17 protein-coding genes are annotated in these 19038 nt (G+C 65.8%); 9 read left to right on the top strand and 8 right to left on the bottom strand.

What is annotated here, in order from left to right; all coding sequences use genetic code 11:
* A complete protein-coding gene (locus BM136_RS17770) occupies positions 1–1185 on the top strand; it encodes a patatin-like phospholipase family protein (RefSeq protein ID WP_175537162.1) in 1185 nt (394 codons plus the stop codon).
* Here BM136_RS17770 and BM136_RS17765 read toward each other — a convergent pair whose 3' ends face one another.
* A complete protein-coding gene (locus BM136_RS17765; RefSeq protein ID WP_092973576.1) occupies positions 1186–1881 on the bottom strand; it encodes a glutathione peroxidase in 696 nt (231 codons plus the stop codon).
* A 404-nt stretch (positions 1882–2285) separates the two neighbouring features.
* Here BM136_RS17765 and BM136_RS17760 point away from each other — a divergent pair, with 404 nt between their 5' ends.
* Entirely contained in the window at positions 2286–3140 is an 855-nt protein-coding gene (locus BM136_RS17760; RefSeq protein ID WP_092973574.1) for a ferritin, read from the top strand.
* Between the two features lie 74 nt (positions 3141–3214).
* A complete protein-coding gene (rfaE2, locus tag BM136_RS17755; protein WP_092973785.1) occupies positions 3215–3712 on the top strand; it encodes a D-glycero-beta-D-manno-heptose 1-phosphate adenylyltransferase in 498 nt (165 codons plus the stop codon).
* 4 nt (positions 3713–3716) lie between these two features.
* Here rfaE2 and BM136_RS17750 read toward each other — a convergent pair whose 3' ends face one another.
* The 3 genes from BM136_RS17750 to BM136_RS17740 all read right to left on the bottom strand — a co-directional run bounded on the left by BM136_RS17750 (position 3717) and on the right by BM136_RS17740 (position 6360).
* Positions 3717–4502 carry an SPOR domain-containing protein gene (locus BM136_RS17750; protein ID WP_092973572.1) on the bottom strand — a complete coding sequence of 262 codons (786 nt, stop codon included), beginning with the start codon at positions 4500–4502 and terminating at the stop codon, positions 3717–3719.
* 98 nt (positions 4503–4600) lie between these two features.
* The gene (locus tag BM136_RS17745; RefSeq protein ID WP_092973569.1) at positions 4601–5482 is read right to left on the bottom strand and encodes a type III pantothenate kinase; all 882 of its coding nucleotides are present in this window, start codon (positions 5480–5482) and stop codon (positions 4601–4603) included.
* Positions 5479–6360, bottom strand: coding sequence for a biotin--[acetyl-CoA-carboxylase] ligase (locus BM136_RS17740; protein WP_092973567.1), 882 nt, complete (start codon positions 6358–6360; stop codon positions 5479–5481). The genes BM136_RS17745 and BM136_RS17740 overlap by 4 nt, the downstream gene beginning before the upstream one ends.
* Before the next feature lie 187 nt (positions 6361–6547).
* Between BM136_RS17740 and BM136_RS17735 the strand changes: the two genes are divergently transcribed.
* From BM136_RS17735 to BM136_RS17715, 5 genes are all read left to right on the top strand, one after another.
* Positions 6548–7672 (top strand): MlaE family ABC transporter permease, encoded by a 1125-nt coding sequence (locus BM136_RS17735; protein WP_092973565.1) that lies wholly within the window; start codon positions 6548–6550, stop codon positions 7670–7672.
* The gene (locus BM136_RS17730) at positions 7669–8547 is read left to right on the top strand and encodes an ABC transporter ATP-binding protein (protein ID WP_092973563.1); all 879 of its coding nucleotides are present in this window, start codon (positions 7669–7671) and stop codon (positions 8545–8547) included. The genes BM136_RS17735 and BM136_RS17730 overlap by 4 nt, the downstream gene beginning before the upstream one ends.
* Entirely contained in the window at positions 8547–9515 is a 969-nt protein-coding gene (locus BM136_RS17725; RefSeq protein WP_092973561.1) for an MlaD family protein, read from the top strand. Before BM136_RS17730 ends, BM136_RS17725 begins: the two co-directional genes overlap by 1 nt.
* 9 nt (positions 9516–9524) lie before the next feature.
* Positions 9525–10190 (top strand): ABC-type transport auxiliary lipoprotein family protein, encoded by a 666-nt coding sequence (locus BM136_RS17720; protein ID WP_092973559.1) that lies wholly within the window; start codon positions 9525–9527, stop codon positions 10188–10190.
* A gap of 103 nt (positions 10191–10293) precedes the next feature.
* Positions 10294–11493 carry a VanZ family protein gene (locus tag BM136_RS17715; RefSeq protein WP_092973557.1) on the top strand — a complete coding sequence of 400 codons (1200 nt, stop codon included), beginning with the start codon at positions 10294–10296 and terminating at the stop codon, positions 11491–11493.
* Here the strand turns inward: BM136_RS17715 and BM136_RS17710 are convergent.
* Together BM136_RS17710 and BM136_RS17705 are read right to left on the bottom strand one after the other, a co-directional pair.
* A complete protein-coding gene (locus tag BM136_RS17710; RefSeq protein WP_092973555.1) occupies positions 11481–12725 on the bottom strand; it encodes a rhizoferrin export MFS transporter in 1245 nt (414 codons plus the stop codon). The genes BM136_RS17715 and BM136_RS17710 overlap by 13 nt on opposite strands.
* On the bottom strand, positions 12722–14689 hold the full coding sequence (locus tag BM136_RS17705) for an NRPS-independent rhizoferrin synthetase (protein WP_092973553.1): 1968 nt from the start codon (positions 14687–14689) through the stop codon (positions 12722–12724). The genes BM136_RS17710 and BM136_RS17705 overlap by 4 nt, the downstream gene beginning before the upstream one ends.
* A gap of 597 nt (positions 14690–15286) precedes the next feature.
* Between BM136_RS17705 and BM136_RS17700 the strand changes: the two genes are divergently transcribed.
* Complete coding sequence (locus BM136_RS17700; RefSeq protein WP_092973551.1) at positions 15287–17389, top strand: phosphocholine-specific phospholipase C; 2103 nt, start codon at positions 15287–15289, stop codon at positions 17387–17389.
* A gap of 176 nt (positions 17390–17565) precedes the next feature.
* Here BM136_RS17700 and BM136_RS17695 read toward each other — a convergent pair whose 3' ends face one another.
* Together BM136_RS17695 and BM136_RS17690 are read right to left on the bottom strand one after the other, a co-directional pair.
* On the bottom strand, positions 17566–17868 hold the full coding sequence (locus BM136_RS17695) for a hypothetical protein (protein WP_092973549.1): 303 nt from the start codon (positions 17866–17868) through the stop codon (positions 17566–17568).
* Complete coding sequence (locus BM136_RS17690; protein ID WP_092973547.1) at positions 17865–18935, bottom strand: DMT family transporter; 1071 nt, start codon at positions 18933–18935, stop codon at positions 17865–17867. Before BM136_RS17690 ends, BM136_RS17695 begins: the two co-directional genes overlap by 4 nt.
* Positions 18936–19038 lie beyond the last annotated feature (103 nt).

The following is a 19038-nucleotide window of genomic DNA, read 5'->3' as shown; positions in this document are numbered from 1 at the left end:
ATGTCGCCAGATTGCACTGCACTCTTGATGATGGGCGGCGGCGCGCGGGCCGCCTATCAGGTTGGTGTGCTGCGCGGCATCGCGGGGTTGGCGCGGGAGTATGCGCCGGGCGTGGCACGCACGCCGTTCGACGTCATTTGCGGTACGTCGGCGGGGGCCATCAACAGTTTGGGCCTCGCACGCGGTGCGCAGGATTTCACGCTCGCCACCGAGGCGCTCACCCAGCTCTGGGGCAGTCTGCACGCCGATCGTGTCTATCGCACGGACGTCGGCCGCGTGGGCTCGAGCGGTGCGCGGTGGCTGACCGCACTGGCGTTCGGCTGGATGACCGGCCGCACGCCGCGCGCGCTGTTCGACAATACGCCGCTGCGTGAACTGCTCGAGTCGCAACACGACGGGCAGCAGGTGCAAGCCGCATTCGAGGCTGGAGCGCTGCGCGCGCTGGCCATCACCGCGCTGTCTTACACCACAGGGCGTCACGTCACGTTCTATCAATCGCCGCACGTGGTGCTGCCGTGGCGGCGTTCGCAGCGGATTGCGGTATCAGACCAGATTGGCGTGTCGCACATGCTCGCGTCGTCGAGCATCCCGTTCATCTTTCCGGCCGAGCCAGTGCCGCTCGAAGGTAACGACGAATGGTTCGGTGACGGCACGATGCGCCAGATGTCGCCGTTGAGCCCGGCCATTCATCTGGGCGCGAATCGCATTCTGGTGGTGGGCGCCGCGTCTCGCTCGCAGCCGGGCTGGTACGACACGGTGCCGGCGTCCGGCTATCCGTCGCTCGCGCAGATCGCGGGGCAGGCGCTGGCGAGCATCTTTCTCGACGGGCTCTCGGCCGATATCGAACGGCTGCAGCACGTCAACGCAGTGGTGGCCCGCAACCCCGAGATTGCCGACGCGCGCGACGGCTGGCGCAAGATCGAAGTGCTGGTGATGGCGCCGTCCGAGCGCATCGAGCTGATCGCCTCGCGCCACGTGCAGCGCCTGCCGGGCACGGTGCGTGCGCTCCTCAAGCCGTTGGGCGGCACCGAGGCGCGCGGTGCGGCATTCGCCAGCTATCTGCTCTTCGAACCTGAGTTCACGCAGGAACTGATCGACCTGGGCGAGCGCGATGTGCAGGCCCGCCGCGACGAGTTGGCGGCGTTCCTGTACGGCGCGATTCCGGACACGATGCGCGCGGCCTGATCAGCGCGATGAGCGTGTCGAGGGTTCAGCCAACAGCGCATCGATGCGTTTGATGAGCGCGGGGTCGCTCGGCTCGACGCTGCTCGGGAACACCGCCGCCACGCGGCCGGTGCGGTCCAGCAGGTATTTGTGGAAGTTCCATTTGGGCGGCTGGCCCGTCTGCGTTGCGAGCCACGAGTACAGCGGCGACGCATCCGCGCCAATCACCGCCGTCTTCGAGAACATCGGAAATTTCACGCCATACGTGTTGTAGCAAAAGTCGGCGATTTGCTTGCTATTGCCGGGCTCTTGCTGGAAATCGTTGGACGGAAAACCCAGCACCGTCAGGCCCTTGTCGCGGTACTTCGCGTAGAGCGCTTCGAGCCCTTCGTACTGGTGGGTGTAGCCGCAATAGCTGGCGGTGTTGACCACCAGCACGACGCGGCCGGCGTATTGGCAGAGGTCTTGCGGCGCATCGTCCTGCAGGCGCTTGACGCGAAAGTTCAGGCTGGCCGGGCAGGCGCTTGCGGCAGCCGGTCCTGGCACGAGAGGTGCGGCGCCCGAAGCGGCAGCATGCCCCGTGCGCGGCAGCAGCAAGGCGATCACGGCAATGGCAATCGCAATGGCGATCATCAACAGATGATGTCGACGCAGCACCCCCGACGCGTGCAATTGCAGGCGTGGGCGACGCGTGGAAACGGTGGCAGAAAACAACATGGCGAATCTCCAAAAGCGGACGCTCAGCTGGCGAGCCGGAACTTGTCTTCAGTCTAGGGTATAACGCCCCGGAGTCGCCCCAGGGGAAATGTGCGGTATGCGTGGCGCGCCATTCGCCGCACGAATTGCAGCGCTTCCTATACTGGAAACCTTGCCGGGCGGTGCCCGGTCCGACACAAGAGACGACGGCCGGCGTGCTGTCGATCACATCGCGGCGTACCGCGAGACAACGCGCAACCGCATCGCGCGTGAGGGGGTCGCCAAGCCACGTCGCGGTAGTGGCGTTGGCAGGCCTGTTGTCACGAGGAAACGGGCAGACACAGAACTTTGCTCCGGCAACCATGAAAAACGGGGGCTGGTCAAGCATGTCTGCTAGAATCCGCCTGCAAATTCAAAGGCTTACCATGCTCTATCCCGAATTGTTCAAGTCGTTGGAAGCGGTCCGCTGGAATATGGAAAAGGATATTCCGTGGGACACGTTCGATGTGTCGCTGCTGACCGACGCGCAAGCGCAGACCATCAAGATGAATGCCATCACCGAGTGGTCCGCCCTGCCTGCCACCGAGATGTTCCTGCGTGACAATCGCCACGATTCCGATTTTTCGGCGTTCATGAGCGTGTGGTTCTTTGAAGAGCAGAAGCACTCGCTGGTGCTGATGGAATATCTGCGCCGCTTCCGCCCGGACCTCGTGCCGACCGAAGAAGAGCTGCACAACGTGCGTTTCGAGTTCGATCCGGCTCCGCCGCTGGAAACGCTGATGCTGCACTTCTGCGGCGAGATCCGCCTGAACCACTGGTACCGCCGTGCCTCCGAATGGCACACCGAGCCGGTCATCAAGGCGATCTACAAGCATCTGTCGCAGGACGAAGCCCGCCACGGTGGCGCCTACCTGCGTTACATGAAGAAGTACCTCGGCCAGTTTGGCGACAGCGCACGCAGCGCATTCGCCAAGATCGGCGTGCTGATGGCCTCGGCGCGCCGCACCGAGAAGCCGCTCCACCCGACCAACCTGCACGTCAACAAGGCGCTGTTCCCGCAAGACACGGTGCAGTCGCGCCTGCCGAACCCGGATTGGCTGGAGCATTGGCTGGACGAGCAGATCAAGTTCGACGCCGGCTGGGAAAAGAAGGTCATCGAGCGCATCCTGCACAACATGGGTCTGCTGTTCGAGCGCACCTTCGAAACCGTGCAAGACCTGAACCGCTACCGCAAGGAACTCAACGCACGTCTGCTCGGCTCGACCGAACAAGCTGCCTGATCCTTGCCACTGGCAGCCAGCGGCCCATCGATTCGATGGGCCGTTTTGTTTTCCACCCCGATTTCGCTTTCGTCATGACCGCTCGCCAGCCTGCGCCCGCCTTTGAACAGAAGATCTGCGACTCCGCCGATGTGGAAGCCCGCGTGCGCGCCTTGCCGCGCCCAGTGGTCTTCACCAACGGCGTGTTCGACATCCTGCATCGTGGTCACGCCACATATCTGGCGCAGGCGCGTGCGTTGGGCGCGTCGCTCGTGGTGGGCGTGAACACCGATGCCTCGGTGCGGATGCTGGGCAAGGGTGATGACCGCCCGCTCAACACGCAGGCCGACCGCCTGGCCGTGCTGGCTGCGCTGGAAGCGGTGAGTCTGGTGGTGTTGTTTGCCGAGCGCACGCCGGTCGAACTCATCCAGCGCGTGCGTCCCGACATCTACGTCAAGGGCGGCGACTACGACATCGATGCGCTGGAAGAAACGCGGGTCGTGCGTAGCTGGGGCGGTACGGCGCTGGCGATTCCGTTCGAGCATGACCGCTCGACGACGGCGCTGCTCAAGCGCGTGCGCGCGACGTCCTGAACGCTTAGCGCGATGCCGTGACCGCCGCGCAAGCGTGCAGGTCTTCGGCGCCCAGGGTCTTCTTGAGGGCGGCCAGTTGGGCTGCGACGCTCGAAGCCGCATCGGCGGTGGTGGTCACGCGCAGCGAGGTCTGTGAGCCGAGCCGGCGCGTTTGCGTGACCACGGCGGTGCGCACGTCCTTGGCGCGCAGTTCATCCAGACGCTGCTGCGCGCGCTCCTTGTCGCGGAACAAGCCCAGCGACACCACAAACGTATTGCCTTCCTGCACGATGGCTGAATCTGCCACGTTGCGGCGCTTGAGTTCTGCCACCTTGCGATCGGCGTCGTCGCGCGTGTCGCGGGCCGGCATGTGGACCCACCAGCGGTTGTCTTCCTGACGCGTGATGCGCTCAACCTGCACGCCTGCCAGTTGCTTGAGCTGATCGATGCCGCGCGTGGCCTGTGCTTCGGTCAGGCCGCCCAGCTCGGTGCAACTGCCGCCGCTTTCAGCGGTGCCGGCGGTGGTCAGAGCCGTACGCTCGATGTGCGTCTGCGGGCCCGATGCGGCGGGCGAGGAAGCCGACGGCGCCGAGTCCGGCGCCCATTTCGGTGCGGCGGCAGCCGGTGCGGAAGCGGGTGCTGGTTCGAGAATACGGATCTCGTCGGTGCGGATCTGGCGGCGCATCCGGTCAGGCTCGCGTTCGCTCTCGAACCACGCCTTGGACACTTCGGGCCCGAACACGCCGGTATTGGCCGCGAGCAGAACGCCGTTGACGAGCAGCAGGAGCAGCAGGGCGAGGCGAAGCGTCATGGTGCGAACGGACGTGGATTCGGACGGTGGTTCGGAATGCAGGAACACAGCAGCAACAACGGTAAGACGTCAGACGAAGACAGCGCGGCCAAGTGAGACTACGCCAGCGTCGCGGCACCTTCCTGGCGCGCGCGCGCCAGCACCTGCAAGCCGAGCAGCACGAGATTATCGTGCATCTGGAACGGCATGCGCAGATGCGGCCCCAGCGCGGCGCGTGCTCCGCCGCTCAGCACGCAGCGTGCCGGGCCGGGGTATTGCTTTTGCAGTGCCATCCAGGTCTGTGCAATTGCGCCCGCCTGGGCGGTGACGCAGCCCAGCGCGATGGCGTCCTGCGTGTTGTCGGCCCAGGGCGGCGCAACGACGTCGCCCGCACTCAGGTAGCTGACATCGACTTCGGGCAACTGCGCCGTGTTGCGTGACAGCGCGCGCATCATCAACGTGAGGCCGGGAAGGATCAGGCCGCCGGCAAACAGGCCATCGGGCGTGACGATGTCGAGTGTGGTGGCGGTGCCTGCCGTGACCAGCAGCAGGGCCGTGTCGGGCCACAAGTGGCGTGCGCCGACCGCGCCGACCCACCGGTCAGTGCCAAGCTGCGTTGGGTCGCGATACCCATTGCGCAGCCCAGCGGTAGCATCTTCCGACGCGGCAATGCGCACGCGCGCCCCGTCGAACACGCGGGCGATGCGCGCAGTAAGTGCATCGCGCAATGCCGGGCCGGCCACCGCGCTGATCCACACCTCGGGTGGGGCAACGCCGGAGGCGTGGCAATCGCGCCAGTCTTCCACCAATTCTGCCAATCGATCGTGGGCGCGGGCGCCGGCATGCTGCCAGGGTGTGCCGCCGGGTTCTTCGGGCAGGGCGAGTTCGGCGTCGGCACCGCCGGCAATCCACGCCCATTTGATGCGCGTATTCCCCGCGTCGATTAGCAACAGCGGACGGGCGGGGGCAGCGTGCGCGGCCGAGACCTTCAGGCGTGTCATGGCTGCTCCGCGTCTGCGCTACGCAAGGAGACCTCGCCGCTGTGGACCCATTGCACACGTCCGCCCGACTCAATCGCCAGGCGGCCTTGCACGTCGATACCATGCGCGACGCCTTCGAGCACAACCGTGCCGTCCTGCCACAGGCGCACGCGCTCTCCGGCAAAGGCATCGCGGGCGGCAAACGGCGTAACGAACGGCGCCAGGCCCTGGGCGCCGAAGCGCTGCAGGTGTTCACCCAGCGACGTGAGCAGTGCCGAGAACACGGCATTCGGTTCCGGCGCATCCACCAGTTCTTCCACGCCCGACAGGCCACGGCCCAGCGTGGTCTCCAGCACGCGCGGTCGTTCCAGGTTCAAGCCGATGCCGATGACGGCCCAGGTCTGGCCCGCTTCCTTCCGCACGGTTTCGACCAGGATGCCGGCTAGCTTGCGCCCCGCAATTTGCACATCGTTGGGCCATTTCAGTGCGAGTGCCTGTCCGCTGCCGCCCCGGGCTTCCGCGTACCCAGCCACGGCGTCGGCCACGGCTACACCCACGGCCAGGCTCAGGCCGCCTAGCTGCGCGGGCTCGCTCGCGAAGGCGCAGGCGACGGAGAAGGTCAGGCCGTGGTCGCCACCCCATGGGCGGCCTTGCCGGCCGCGGCCGGCGGTCTGGCGTTGAGCGGCCAGCACGCGCGCGCCGAGCAGTGGAGCGGTGCCGGCGTGGGCCGGCGGTGCTGCGTCGGCAGGCCAGGCGGCATCACGCACGGCGGCCATCAGGTCGGCGCTGGTGGAGCCGGTGGTCTCAACCACATCGACAGGCCAGCCGGCAGCCGGGCCGCTGGGCTGGATGCGCTCGCGCGCAACGCGCCACCGCGCGGAGGGTTCGGCAAGAGACATAAAAAAAAGGGCGATCAAGTTCGCGCTAAGAATGCGCGCATTGTACGAGCGGCGCTGCAAACACGGGACTGGCGCTTGCTTCAAGCGATGCAAAGGCCTCACAGTGTGGCAGCCAGTGTGACAGCGTTTGGCGGCGCGTTGGCTACAATTCGACCGATATCCGGCATCACCGCTTACGGAGAACCGTTTGATCACCTGCCGTACACCGCAGCTTGAGGTGCGCGTTGTCGATGGACGCTCCGTCGCCTTTCTTTCCGGCGACTGGACCACGCTCGCGCTGGCCGAGCGCGCAGGCGTGCGCAGCGCGCGCCAGCAGATCCGCGCCGGGCTGGATAACGCGAACGCGTGGTGCCTGACCGAAGTTGGCCGAATCGACCACTTTGGCGCGCAACTGCTCTGGCGCGCCTGGGGCAACCAGTGGCCCGAACATCTGGATGCCCGGCCCGACCAGCGCCGCATGCTCGATCGCGTTGCCAAGCTTGACCCGGGCGGCTGGAAGCAGCGCCTGGCGCCGCGCATGAACCCGGTGGCGATCCTCGGCGAGGGCATGCTCGATTTTTTCGATCACGCCCGCAACGGGATCGCCATGGTTGGTCAGCTGATGTTCGACTTCGGCAGGTTCATGCGCGCGCCGCATCGCGGGCCGTGGCGCGAGATCTCCGCCAACATCTACAGCACGGGTTACAAGGCGCTGGGCATTACGGCGCTGGTGGGCTTCCTGATCGGCATCGTGCTGAGCTATCTGTCGGCCAACCAGTTGCGCGTGTTTGGGGCCAGCATCTTCATCGTCAACATCTTGGGGATGGCCATCATCCGCGAGCTTGGGCCGGTGCTGGCTGCGATCCTGGTGGCCGGGCGTTCGGGGTCGGCCATCACTGCGCAGATCGGCGTGATGCGGGTGACCGAAGAGCTGGATGCGATGCGCGTGATGGGCATCTCCCACGGTTTTCGGCTGATTCTGCCCAAGGTGATTGCGCTGGCGATTGCCATGCCGCTGCTGGTGGCGTGGACGGATCTGCTGGCGCTGGCCGGCGGCATTCTTGCGGCCAAGTTCCAGCTCGATATCAGTCCGACGTATTTCATTACCTCGCTGCCCGATGCGGTGCCGGTGGCCAACCTGTGGCTCGGCATCGGCAAGGGCGTGGTGTTCGGCATGCTGATTGCGCTGGTGGCGTGCCACTTCGGTCTGCGCATCCAGCCCAACACGCAGAGCCTGGGCGAGGGCACGACCACGTCGGTGGTGGTGTCGATCACCATCGTCATCCTCGCCGATGCCGTGTTCGCCATCCTCTTCAAGGACGTTGGGATATGACGCGCCCCCGCCATCCGCATATCGAGCATGCCGCGGCCCCGCCGGCGATCACGCCCGCGCGCGAACGCGTGATCGAGGTGCGCAGCGTCACCAAGCGCTACGGCAAGGTGACCGTGCTCGACAACATCGATCTGGACGTATTTCGCGGCGAGGTGCTTTCCATCGTGGGCGGCTCGGGCAGCGGCAAGACGACGCTGCTGCGCCAGGTGGTGGGGCTGGAGAAACCCACCTCGGGCACGATCCACATCTTTGGCGAAGAGCTGACCTGCCAGGTGGGCAACGATCTGCAGTCGATGCGCAACCGCTGGGGCATGCAGTTCCAGCACGGCGCGCTGTTCTCGGCGCTGTCCGTGATCGACAACGTGGCGTTGCCGATGCGTGAATTGCGCACACTGCCCGACGCGTTCGTCCAGCGCGTGGCGATGCTCAAGCTGCAGATGGTGGGGCTCAAATCGACCGATGCCGACAAGATGCCGTCGGACCTGTCGGGCGGCATGATCAAGCGCGTGGCGCTGGCACGGGCCTTGTCGCTGGAGCCGGAGCTGGTGTTTCTGGACGAGCCGACGGCTGGGCTGGACCCGCGCGCGTCGGACGATTACGTTGCGCTCATCCGCGAATTGCGCCAGGAGCTGGGCCTGACCGTGGTGATGGTGACGCACGATCTCGACACACTGGTTGCGCTGTCCGACCGCATTGCCGTGCTGGCGGATCGCAAGGTGCTGGCGGCCAAGCCGCTGGACCAGATCATTCAGATCGATCATCCGTTCATCAAGGAATACTTCCTGGGTGAACGGGGCAAACGGGCCTTGATGGCATTGGGCCCGCAGATGACGGAGGCGGTGGCTGCAGCCTCGCTTTCGACGCAGGAGGATTGATGGAAAACAAAGCCCACGCATTCCTGGCCGGGCTGTTTACGATTGGGCTGGTCATCTTCATCGGGCTGGCGGTGATGTGGTTCAACCGTGACCAGACCGTGCGCGTGCCGTACGAGGTGGTCACGCGTTCGACCGTCAATGGGCTGAACCCGCAGGCTTCCGTGAAGTACCGCGGCCTGGATGTCGGCAAGGTCGACAGCATCCGCTTTGACGACAAGGTGCCCGGGCAGATCGTGGTGCGCGTGCTGGTCGACAAGGATGCACCTATCACCACCACGACGTATGGCCGCCTCGCGTACCAGGGCGTAACGGGCCTCGCTTATGTGCAGCTTGACGATCGCGGCTTCGACAACAGCAAGCGGGCGCCCAACCCCGTGCACCTCGCCACGTCGGAAAAGAACCCCGCGCGCATCCGCATGGAAGCCGGGTTCCTCGATGAGCTGGACAAACGCGGCGACCAGATGCTCTCCAAGCTCGATCAGACGCTGAACTCGCTGTCGATTATGTTTGACGACGAGCACCGCCAGCAGATCACGGCGTCGCTGCAATCGTTCCAGAAGACGATGGACGCCTACAGCACGCTCGCGCAGCAGGCTGAGCCGACCATGCGCCGTCTGCCGCAGATTGCCGATAACCTCGACTCCACGCTGGTGGCCACGCGCAAGCTCACGCAGTCGCTGTCCGACCCCAAGGGGCCGTTGATGACGACGCTTTCCGGCGCGGGGACTGATCTGACGACGGCTACGCAGTCGATGCAATCCGCCGCCAATGTGCTGACCTACGAAACGCTGCCGCAGCTCAACGGCTTTGCGCGTGAGGCTCGTCAGGCCGTGCGCGGCTTCGACCATGCCGTGACCGACTTCAACGCCCGGCCGCAGAGTGTGCTGTTTGGTCCCGCACCCGGCGTGCCCGGCCCCGGTGAGACCGGCTTCACCGCGCCCGCCGCCCGCGCTTCGGCCCAGCCCTGAGGAGATTCCATGCCGATGTTGTCTGCTGTGTTCCGCCGCTCGCACGCGCTGCCTGCTTTGATGGCGCTGTCGCTTCTGGCAGCTTGCTCAAGCGCCCCGGTGGCGCCCGCCGCGCTGTATGACTTTGGGCTCGCGCCGGCCACCAGCGCAGGCGCACGCCTGCCCACCGCCTTGCGCGTGGCCGACGTGGCCGGCCCCGGCTGGATGGACGGCAACGCCATCTACTACCGCCTCGCCTATGCGCAAAGCCAGCGTACCGACGCCTATGCCAACAGCCGCTGGGTGGAATCACCCGTGAGCCTGTTCGACGCGCGTTTGCGTAACGCGGCGGCCGCGCGCGGCCAAGTGGTCGGCTATCCCTCGCCCGATGTGCCCAGCCTGCGTATCGAGCTGGTGGACTTTTCGCAGGTGTTCGACCGGCCCGAAGCCAGCCGGGGCGTGGTGCGGCTGCGGGCAACGGTGTCGCTGGCGCGCGGCGTGATCGACCAGCGCGTGGTGCAGGCCGATGCGCCTGCGCCCAGCCCTGATGCTGCGGGTGGGGTGACGGCGCTCACGCAGGCGTCCGACAAGGCCATCGGCGAGGTACTCGACTGGGTGGCGGGTTTGCCGTTGGCGGCGTCAACCTCGACCGTGCCTGCAACGTCCGGTGCTGCATTCGGCACGCGCCGACGCTGATACCCGACCTCTCCACCGGATGGAGGAACCATCCGTGATGTGCGGCATCGGACGCTATCATGGGCGGTTTCTTCCGGACATGTCCGCTCCTCCTTCTAGATAGCTGCTTCCGGTGACGGACTTCCACTCGCAACCCGCTGCACCCACCCCGCATCGCCACTCGCCGCTTGCACGCGCCGGGCTGGGGTGGTTCGTGCTGCTGGTCGTCTACGCAAGCCTGTATCCGTTTGCCGGCTGGACAGACACCGGCGTCTCGCCGTTTGCCTTCCTGAGCGCACCGCTGCCGCGCTACAACACCGGCTTCGACATGCTCACCAACGTGTGGGGCTACATGCCGCTGGGCATGCTGACGGTGCTGGCGCTGCATCCGCGCATCACCGGCTGGCGCGCAGTGTTGCTGGCCCTGCTGGCGGGGCTGCTGCTGTCGGGCGCCATGGAAGCGATCCAGACTTATCTGCCAACGCGCGTGTCCTCCAACGTCGATCTGGCGACGAATACGCTGGGCGCGCTGCTGGGCGGCATCGTCATGCTGCCGTTTTCAGCGCGGCTCATCGACCGGGGCGGGCTGCGCCGTCTGCGCCGCCGCTGGTTCGAGCCGCATGCGACCTTTGCGATCCTGCTGATGCTGGTATGGCCGTTTGCACAGATCTTTCCGCAGGAATTCCTCTTCAGCATGGGCGGAGTGATTCGCAGCATCCTGCTCGATCCATCGCCGGATGCGTTTGTGGTCAATTTCCTCAACGGGTGGTTTCCGGAGCTGTTCGACTGGCAGGACAAGCTGACGGCGCACCCGGAAGCACTGCAGCGTCAGGAGCTGCTGGAAGCCCTCATCACCGCTTGCAGCTGGATCGGCACGGGGCTGCTGGCCAGCGTGGCTATGCGTCGCGGCGCGCCCATGCTGCGCCTGCTGGCTGCGTCGCTGGCGGGCGCGCTGCTGGTGAAGGCGGGGGCGACGGTGCTGCAGTTTCCGCTGGGCGGCGCGTGGGATTGGCTTTCATCGGGCGCGCGTTTCGGGCTGGTCGTCGGCTCCCTGGTACTGGTGCTGCTGGTGCGCCTGCCTCGCTGGCTGCGCGGTGCGCTGGCCATGGCCCTGCTGATCGCGCTGATCATTCTGTCCAACGTGCTGCCGCCGAGCCCGTATTCGTGGGTGTCGGCGCAAAGCTGGCGGCTCGGGCGCTTCGTCCATTTCAACAGCCTGTCGCAATGGATCGGCTGGTTGTGGCCGTTTCTCGGTCTTGGCTATCTGGCCTGGCGCGCCGAGCAGACACAGCTGCAGCGGCGCGCCGGACGTCAGGCGCGTTGAGCGCGCACCGTCGCCGATGCTGCGCGCGGTGATGCCACGCGGCGTACCGCAACTAGCGCTGCCAGTGCTGCAAGGTACACCGCGGCCATGGCGACAAAGCCCGCACGCCACCCAAACAGACCGGTCGACAACGCCGCCACGCCCAGGCCGATGAGCGCGCCGCCCTTGGCTGCGCTGCTGCACAACCCCAAGGCAAAACCTTGACGATCTTCGGGGCTGGTTTCTGCCACCAAGCTGTTGAGTACCGGCAGCAGACCGCCAAGGCACAGGCCCCACGCCAGGCGCGCAGCGATGAACGCGGCTTCCCCTTGCGCAATGCCTTGCCAGAGCGCGGTAAGTCCGCAGACGGCGGTCAACGCACAGACGCGCCCCAGCGTGACGTGCACGGGCAGGCCCGCAAAACGCTTCGCCCACCAGCGCGCAGACAACGCCAGTGTCGCGGCCGTGGCGCTGTAGGCCAGACCGGCCAGCATCACCGACCCATGCAGCGTCTCGGTGATATACGGAGCAAGGAAGCTTTGCGGCATGACGCGCGCGGCTTGCACTGCCACCATGCCAAGCAGCAGGCCGATCACCAAACCTCCCAGCGGAGCGCGACGTGCCTGGCGAGTGTCGGCGTCCGGCTCGGGCTCGGATCTCGGAGCCCGCTTGATCGCGGGTAGGCAGAACATCGCCAGCGGAATGCACGCCAGGATGACCGCCGCGCCCGCCGTGTTGGCCATGCGGAAGCCCATCCACGCGACGAGCCATGCACCGACCGGCGGCGCCATGAAGCTGCCGCACGCCGTGACGGTCTGCAGATCGGCGAAGACGCGCCGGCGCATGTCGGATGGCGCCACGCGCATGGCGTAGATTTGCGCGGCTGCAAGGAAGCCCGCCAGCCCGCCTTGCACCGTGCGCGCCAGCAGCACGCTTGCGGCTGAATCTGCATAGACCGACCACAGTTGTGACGCGGCCAGCGCGACCAGCGCCCGCAGAATCATCGGCTTGGGCCCGACGCGGTCGGCTAAGCGGCCCCACCATGGCGCGGTGACGAGCGTGGCTGCCATCGGCGCAAAGTACGCGGCGCTCGCCACCCACGCGAATGGCACATGAGGTATCGGCGACAACTCGCGCAGGAACAGCGGCCAGAACGGCCCCGTCATTTCCATCGCGCCCATTGAAAGAGCCTGGATGACGAGGAGCCACCGGATGGCCCCCCGCCACGCGTCTACGGTCGTTGCCGCGTTCATGCGCGAGCGGCTGCAGCCAGCGGGTTGGGCAGCGCGGCGTGCATGTCGTCAGACTGGTCGCGCAGACGCATGCGGACGAACGTCTTGAACGTCCATGGCGCTTCGAGCAGCGCGTGGCGCTCGCGCGTCCAGGTGTCGGTATCCAGCGCTGTGCGGTTCGCTTCGAACACGGCCTGCATGGCGTCATGCCACTGGCGTAGCCCGACGGCGCTACCGTGTTCGGGAAACAGCGCCAGGGCGAGTTCACCGATATGGCACAGCAGGAAGGCGTGAATCAGCTTCTTGCGCGGAATGTCCCGATCGGGATACGTGGTGTGGCCGGCACGGAAGGGCTCGATCGAGAAGCCTTGTGCCTGCAGCGTCGGCAGCGCGATCTTCACGTCGCCAAAGTCGCGCACCACCAGCCGCACCGGCATGCCGGCCGCGTCGATGACGACGAAGGTGTTCTGCTGATGCGCCTCCAACGCAATGCCGTAACGCAGATACAGGCCGACGATGGCCGGAATGGCGACGCGCAGGTACGCGTCGAAGAAACGCGCGGCCCGCTCGGCGCGCGTGCCATCGGCTTGGCGCGCCAGCACGGTGTCGAGCAGCATGGGGGCGTCTGCGTGCGTCATGTCGGCGGTGAAGTCCGGCGTGAAGAGGGCGCCGACCGGCAGCAGCCGCGCGGTCCCGGCAATGCGCGTGGTCGGGTTGTCGCGCACGATCATCGACAGATGCCGGGCGCGATCGTCATCCGTGCCAGCCACGTGAATGCCGTGGCGTTCGGGCACGATCGACAGGACGTTCGCCAGTCCTGCATCGGTTGCGAGAATGCGTTCCAGCAGCGCGCTCACGCGTGGCCCCATCACTGCCGATTTGGGCGATACGGTGCGCTCGACGCTCGTCAGCCGCATGCTCACGGGCAGCTTGAGCATCGGGCCGCCCGGCGCGTCCGTCGCGGCCACGGTGCGGAATGACATCGTTGGCCGGGCGACGATGCTGATGTCCGGCAGGCGGATCAGTTCGCCCGTGGCAAATTCAGCGGCGAAGGTCTCGCCGAGTGTCGTGTCGCGCTGCCACGGGTGAACGGGCAGCGGCAGCCACGCTTCGGGCGCGAGCTGGCGTGCCAGCAAGGCTTTGCGAAACGCCGCCATGGCTTCGGGGAAGGTCGCTGCGAACCAATTGGCGTACGGCTGCACATCGTCCATCGTCGTGATCTGCAGACGATGCGCCGCCACGGCCACCACGCCGAGGGGCACCTGCGCCTCGAACTCCGGTGAGAGCGCAATGACCTGATCGGGCGAGAGCCCCAGTCGCGTCTTGTAGGCCGGATGCCATGGGTGGCCGCCAGTGCCCCACTGCTCGGTACGCGCCAGGGCGTGCGGCGTGCCATCGCCGCAGAGCCGGGCCAGCGCGTCCTGCGACGCCGCAACGCGATGCTCGGCGGCTAGACGCTCGCCCCAGACCAGTCTATAGGCTTGGCAGAGCGTGTCGTTGTCCTGGCTGTTGTCCAGTTCCGTCGCGAGCCGGGCAACGGCTGCCACGCGCTGTGCGTCGGCGGCATCGCCAATGTCCAGCATGGGCGCGAGCCAGTGGAGCAGGGCAGACGGACGTTCAATCGGCGTTGGTGGGCGATCGTGCGCCAGCACGGCGACGTCGCCTGCCAGTGTCCAGCTACCGAGCGCGCCTGGCCGCAAGCCGGTGAAACGCAACAGCACGCGCTGCTGCCAGATCGGCAGCAAGGTCACATCGGCGCGCGTATCGGCGATGAGTTGGTCTGCGCTGAGCAGCGCTTCACGAAACAGCGCCTGCAGCAAGCGCGACAGCACCCGCCGGCGTGCCAACTGCTGCGCTGCCGACCAATGTTCGGCCTGCACGCCGGCGTCGTGCAGCGCGGGAACGGATTCAAGACGGAGGTTGCCGGCCGCGGCGGCAGCAGATGCGGTTTCGGTGTGGGCGGCGGTATCAGATCGACGTTGCACGAGGGCTCCTACGGGACATGAGCGTGTGCAGGCGAGCGGGGCTCGGCCCTGCAGCACAGGGGGTCCAGATGTAGGGGCCGCGTCAGAGGCAGGCGGGAATGCTACGCCCTCCCTGAGAGGCTGCAAGGGAGGCTCGTTCTTCTAGGTATGTGGGCCACGCCAACAGCCTGATCGGCTGCGCGGTGGCGCCATTTGGTGCGCTGCAGTGTAGATGAGAATTATTCGCAATTGCAACACTATTCCATCGATCTACGGAGATCGGGTGACGGAACCGACCCGTGCCGTCTTCACGTAACCGACATGAATCCTTTCTACCTTAGCGCGTGGTGAGTAGACGGCGCGCGCAGCATAGTCCGGCTCTCTGATGTCATCTGGAGGTCATCTGTGTCTGCCAACCGAAATGCCAGCGCTTCACGCCGCATGCCTGCTTCCGTGTCGCCTGCCTCGCCGCCGCATGCCGTTGCCTCGCAAAACGGCCTGGCATCGCCAGTGATTCATACCGTCGACTGACTTTGTTCGTTGCGTTCAGTCAGTCGCTGCCCCGTGTTGTTCCCCCCCCCCCCCCCCAAAAAATACACAGACATTCAGGACGAGAACATGACCTCTAACAGTCGCCGTGGTTTTCTCCGTTCCGCTGCCCAGCTGGCTGCTGCATCCGCAGCCATAGGCGCGGTGCCCGAAGGCATTCGCCAGGCGCTGGCGATTCCCGCCCATAACGCGCACCGCACGATCGAAGACGTGCAGCACATCGTGATCCTCATGCAGGAAAACCGCTCGTTCGACCATTACTTCGGCACGCTGCGTGGCGTGCGCGGGTATGGCGATACGCGCACCGTCACGCTGCCGACCGGCAAGAGCGTCTGGCACCAGCCGATGGCCGGTGGCGTGGGCGAAGTGCTGCCGTTCCGCCCGAGCGCGCCAGATCTGGGCCTGCAGTTTCTGCAAGACCTGCCGCACGGCTGGAATGACACGCACCTTGCCGTCAACGGCGGCCGTTACGATGGCTGGGTCCCGCACAAGGGCACGACGACGATGGCGTACCTGACGCGGCAGGACATTCCGTTCCACTACGCGCTGGCCGACGCCTTCACCATCTGCGACGCCTATCACTGCGCGACGCCCACGTCGACCGACCCGAACCGCTACTACATGTGGACCGGCTATGTCGGCAACGACAACGTCGGCGGCGGCCCCGTGATCGACAACGCAGAAGCGGGCTACGGCTGGTCGACCTATCCGGAAGTGCTCGAAGCCGCCGGCATCTCGTGGAAGATCTACCAGGACATCGGCACCGGTCTCGACGCCGCAGGCTCCTGGGGCTGGACGAGCGATGCCTACATCGGCAACTACGGCGACAACTCGCTGCTGTACTTCAAGCAATACCAGAATGCACAACCCGGCAGCCCGCTGTACGACAAGGCGCGCACCGGCACCAACGCAGCCGCCGGCGACGGCTACTTCGACATCCTCAAGCGCGACGTGCAGAACGGCACGCTGCCGCAGGTGTCGTGGATTGCCGCGCCCGAGGCTTTCTCGGAGCACCCGAACTGGCCGGCCAACTACGGCGCCTGGTACATCGATCAGGTCTTGCAGGTCCTGACTTCCAACCCCGAGGTGTGGAGCAAGACCGCGGTGTTCATCACCTACGACGAGAACGACGGCTTCTTCGATCACCTCGTCCCGCCGTTCGCATCGTCGGGCAGCAATGGGCTGTCGACGGTCGACACCACGGGCGAATACTTCCCGGGCAACAGCACGTACGGCGCCGGCAGCTACGGCCTGGGCCAGCGCGTGCCGATGCTCGTGGTGTCGCCGTGGTCCAAGGGCGGCTTCGTGTGCTCGGAAACGTTCGACCATACGTCGATCATCCGTTTCATCGAGCAGCGCTTCAAGCGCACGCACAGCGTAAAGTCGCCGAATATTTCGAAGTGGCGTCGCGCCGTGTGCGGCGATCTGACGTCCGCGTTCAACTTCGCCACGCCCAACGAGGTGGTGCCCGCATTGCCGAGCACCGCCGCCTACGTGCCGAAGGACAAGCTGCGCCACGCCAGCTACGTGCCGCTGCCGCCGCTGGTGCAGGCCGTACCGAAGCAGGAAGCCGGTGTGCGCCCGTCGCGCGCCCTGCCGTACGAACTGTTCGTGCGCGGCCGCCAGGATGAAGCCGCCGGCAAGTTCCAGCTGGAATTCGTGAACACCGGGGACGTGGGTGCAGCTTTCCTCGTCTACGCCGCCGGCGCCCCTGACGCGCCGCGCACCTACACGGTAGAAGCGGGCAAGCGCTTGTCGGACAAGCTAGCCGTGAGCGCGGGCGGCGCCTACGACTTCACGGTGCACGGCCCGAACGGCTTCCTGCGCCGCTTTGTCGGCAAGCTCACGCTGTCGGGCCTGCTGCGTCCGCATGGTCGCGCGTTGGAAGTGAAGGAAGGCTACGACGTGGCCAACGGCAACCTGCAACTGCGTCTCATCAACCATGGCCGCGCGCCTACCGTCTTCACCATCAAGAGCGCCTACACGGGCGAGAGCGTGCAGCGCGAAGTGCGCGGCGGTGACGATGCGTCGGTGTACCTCGACCTGCGCAGCCAGCACGCCTGGTACGACCTGACCGTCACGGCCAGCAGCGATGCCGGTTTCGAGCGTCGCCTTGCCGGTCACGTTGAGACCGGCCGTGTCAGCGCGTCCGATCCGGCGCTGAGCGCATAAGCGAGACCCAAGCAAAACGGCCCGCAAGCTTGATTAGCCTGCGGGCCGTTTTTGTTACGACGCTCAGCGTCAGAGTTGTTTCGTGTAAGTGCGTGCCTGATACAGCGCCAGCGCGCTCAGCCCGACGATCACCACGATCGCCAGCACATCGGCAAACGGATAGCCCCAATATTGCGTCATTGCGTTGCCCCCTTCTGTTCGAGGTCGAGCAGGCCGGTGTCGGCCATGCGTTGACGGCCAAACTCGGTGATGGCGTAGCGGAAGTGCACCTTGTTCGTGGCTTCGTCCAGCGTGTCTTCAGCCGTTTGCACCAGGCCGCCGGAGTAGAGATCCGCGAGGATGGCGCGAATGCTGCCCGTCCAGTATTCGTCTTCGGGCTTGCCGTATTCGATGCAGGTGCGATGAGCGATTTCGCTGTCCCACAGCGTGTCGCTGCCCGCAAGCAGTTGCAGGATGTAGCCCTTCGTATGCAGTTTCATGCGTGCGTCTCCGTGGTTGCAGGTGCCACGCCGCCGCGGATCACTTCCAGGTTTTCCGAGCTTTCCGACACCATCACGAAGCCGCCAAAGATCACCAGCGCCAGCCCGATCAGGAAATACCACTCCGGAAACTGCAGTGTGAAGATGGCGGTGAAGAGGGTGGCGAACATCGCGTAGAACGCACCCAGCGCCTGACCGCGCCCCACGCCGATCAGCGGGAACGATTTGTACCAGGCCACCGCGCAGAACGAGAAGGTGACGCCGCCCACGACAAGCCACAGCAGCGCCTTGCTGTGGACAATGCCTGAGGCAATCTCCGTTACCGGCACGGGCACATGCGCAAACAGGGCGATGGCCGGCAGGATGAGGACGACCCAATAGATGGCCTCGGCGGTGTAGCGGATAGAGACCCCGCAGTCAGGGTCGGTCACGTCCATGGCACGGCCCACGATCGCCCCTTCCAGGCCCCAGCCGATCGCCGCCATGGCGCCGCCCAGGTAGCCGATCCACTGATTGCCGCCGCTGTGCGATTCGGCCATCAGTGCCGGCGCATAGATCGCCACGCCGCCCAGGATGATGATGGCGATGCCCACCGCCGCCCGCGCGCTGATGCGCTCGTTGTACCAAAGCTTCGCGACCGTCGCGCCCACCACCGGATACAGCAGCCCGGCCACTGCTGCGAACACGGCGCCGACATAGCCCATCGCCAGATACGAGCCGAAGTTGGCCATCAGCCCGCCGACGACTGCGGCAATGAAGTACCAGCGCGAGATCTTCCGAAACTGGCCGAGGGTGCGGAAGTAGTCGCCAAGCTTGCCAAGAGAGCCGAGCCACACCCACTGGAAGACCATCACCATGACGCTATGGAACGCCGTAATGACGGCCGCACAGACCAGGAAGGCGCGCGGGTCGGAAAGGTCCATCGAGGCAAACGGAGATTCATGCCAGACTGCCGTGCCTGGTACGTACCAGGCGCCCCAGAGGATGGCGGCCCATAGCGCCCAGCGGTAACCCCACTGCAGCGTACGTCGATGATGTGCCGCGCGGGCGGCGGAGGAAGAGGCCAAAACCGATCTCCTTGTTCTGTATGCGTCAGGCGCGGGACACGCGCGTGATGCATTAGTTACTGGAGGTTAAGAAATTTACTGTGAGTTTTTCTGGTGTCGATGC

Source organism: Ralstonia sp. NFACC01, from assembly GCF_900115545.1.
Classification (GTDB): Bacteria; Pseudomonadota; Gammaproteobacteria; order Burkholderiales; family Burkholderiaceae; genus Ralstonia; species Ralstonia mojiangensis.
Note: the sequence above shows the minus strand (reverse complement) of the source record. Positions and strands in the feature narration are given on the sequence as shown.

Coding starts and splice junctions, on each gene's coding strand:
- BM136_RS17770 (WP_175537162.1), top strand. CDS start 1: ATGTCGCCAGATTGCACTGCACTCTTGATGATGGGCGGCGGCGCGCGG.
- BM136_RS17720 (WP_092973559.1), top strand. CDS start 9,525: ATGCCGATGTTGTCTGCTGTGTTCCGCCGCTCGCACGCGCTGCCTGCT.
- BM136_RS17760 (WP_092973574.1), top strand. CDS start 2,286: ATGCTCTATCCCGAATTGTTCAAGTCGTTGGAAGCGGTCCGCTGGAAT.
- BM136_RS17710 (WP_092973555.1), bottom strand. CDS start 12,725: ATGAACGCGGCAACGACCGTAGACGCGTGGCGGGGGGCCATCCGGTGG.
- BM136_RS17700 (WP_092973551.1), top strand. CDS start 15,287: ATGACCTCTAACAGTCGCCGTGGTTTTCTCCGTTCCGCTGCCCAGCTG.
- BM136_RS17740 (WP_092973567.1), bottom strand. CDS start 6,360: ATGTCTCTTGCCGAACCCTCCGCGCGGTGGCGCGTTGCGCGCGAGCGC.
- BM136_RS17750 (WP_092973572.1), bottom strand. CDS start 4,502: ATGACGCTTCGCCTCGCCCTGCTGCTCCTGCTGCTCGTCAACGGCGTT.
- BM136_RS17745 (WP_092973569.1), bottom strand. CDS start 5,482: ATGACACGCCTGAAGGTCTCGGCCGCGCACGCTGCCCCCGCCCGTCCG.
- rfaE2 (WP_092973785.1), top strand. CDS start 3,215: ATGACCGCTCGCCAGCCTGCGCCCGCCTTTGAACAGAAGATCTGCGAC.
- BM136_RS17730 (WP_092973563.1), top strand. CDS start 7,669: ATGACGCGCCCCCGCCATCCGCATATCGAGCATGCCGCGGCCCCGCCG.
- BM136_RS17695 (WP_092973549.1), bottom strand. CDS start 17,868: ATGAAACTGCATACGAAGGGCTACATCCTGCAACTGCTTGCGGGCAGC.
- BM136_RS17725 (WP_092973561.1), top strand. CDS start 8,547: ATGGAAAACAAAGCCCACGCATTCCTGGCCGGGCTGTTTACGATTGGG.
- BM136_RS17765 (WP_092973576.1), bottom strand. CDS start 1,881: ATGTTGTTTTCTGCCACCGTTTCCACGCGTCGCCCACGCCTGCAATTG.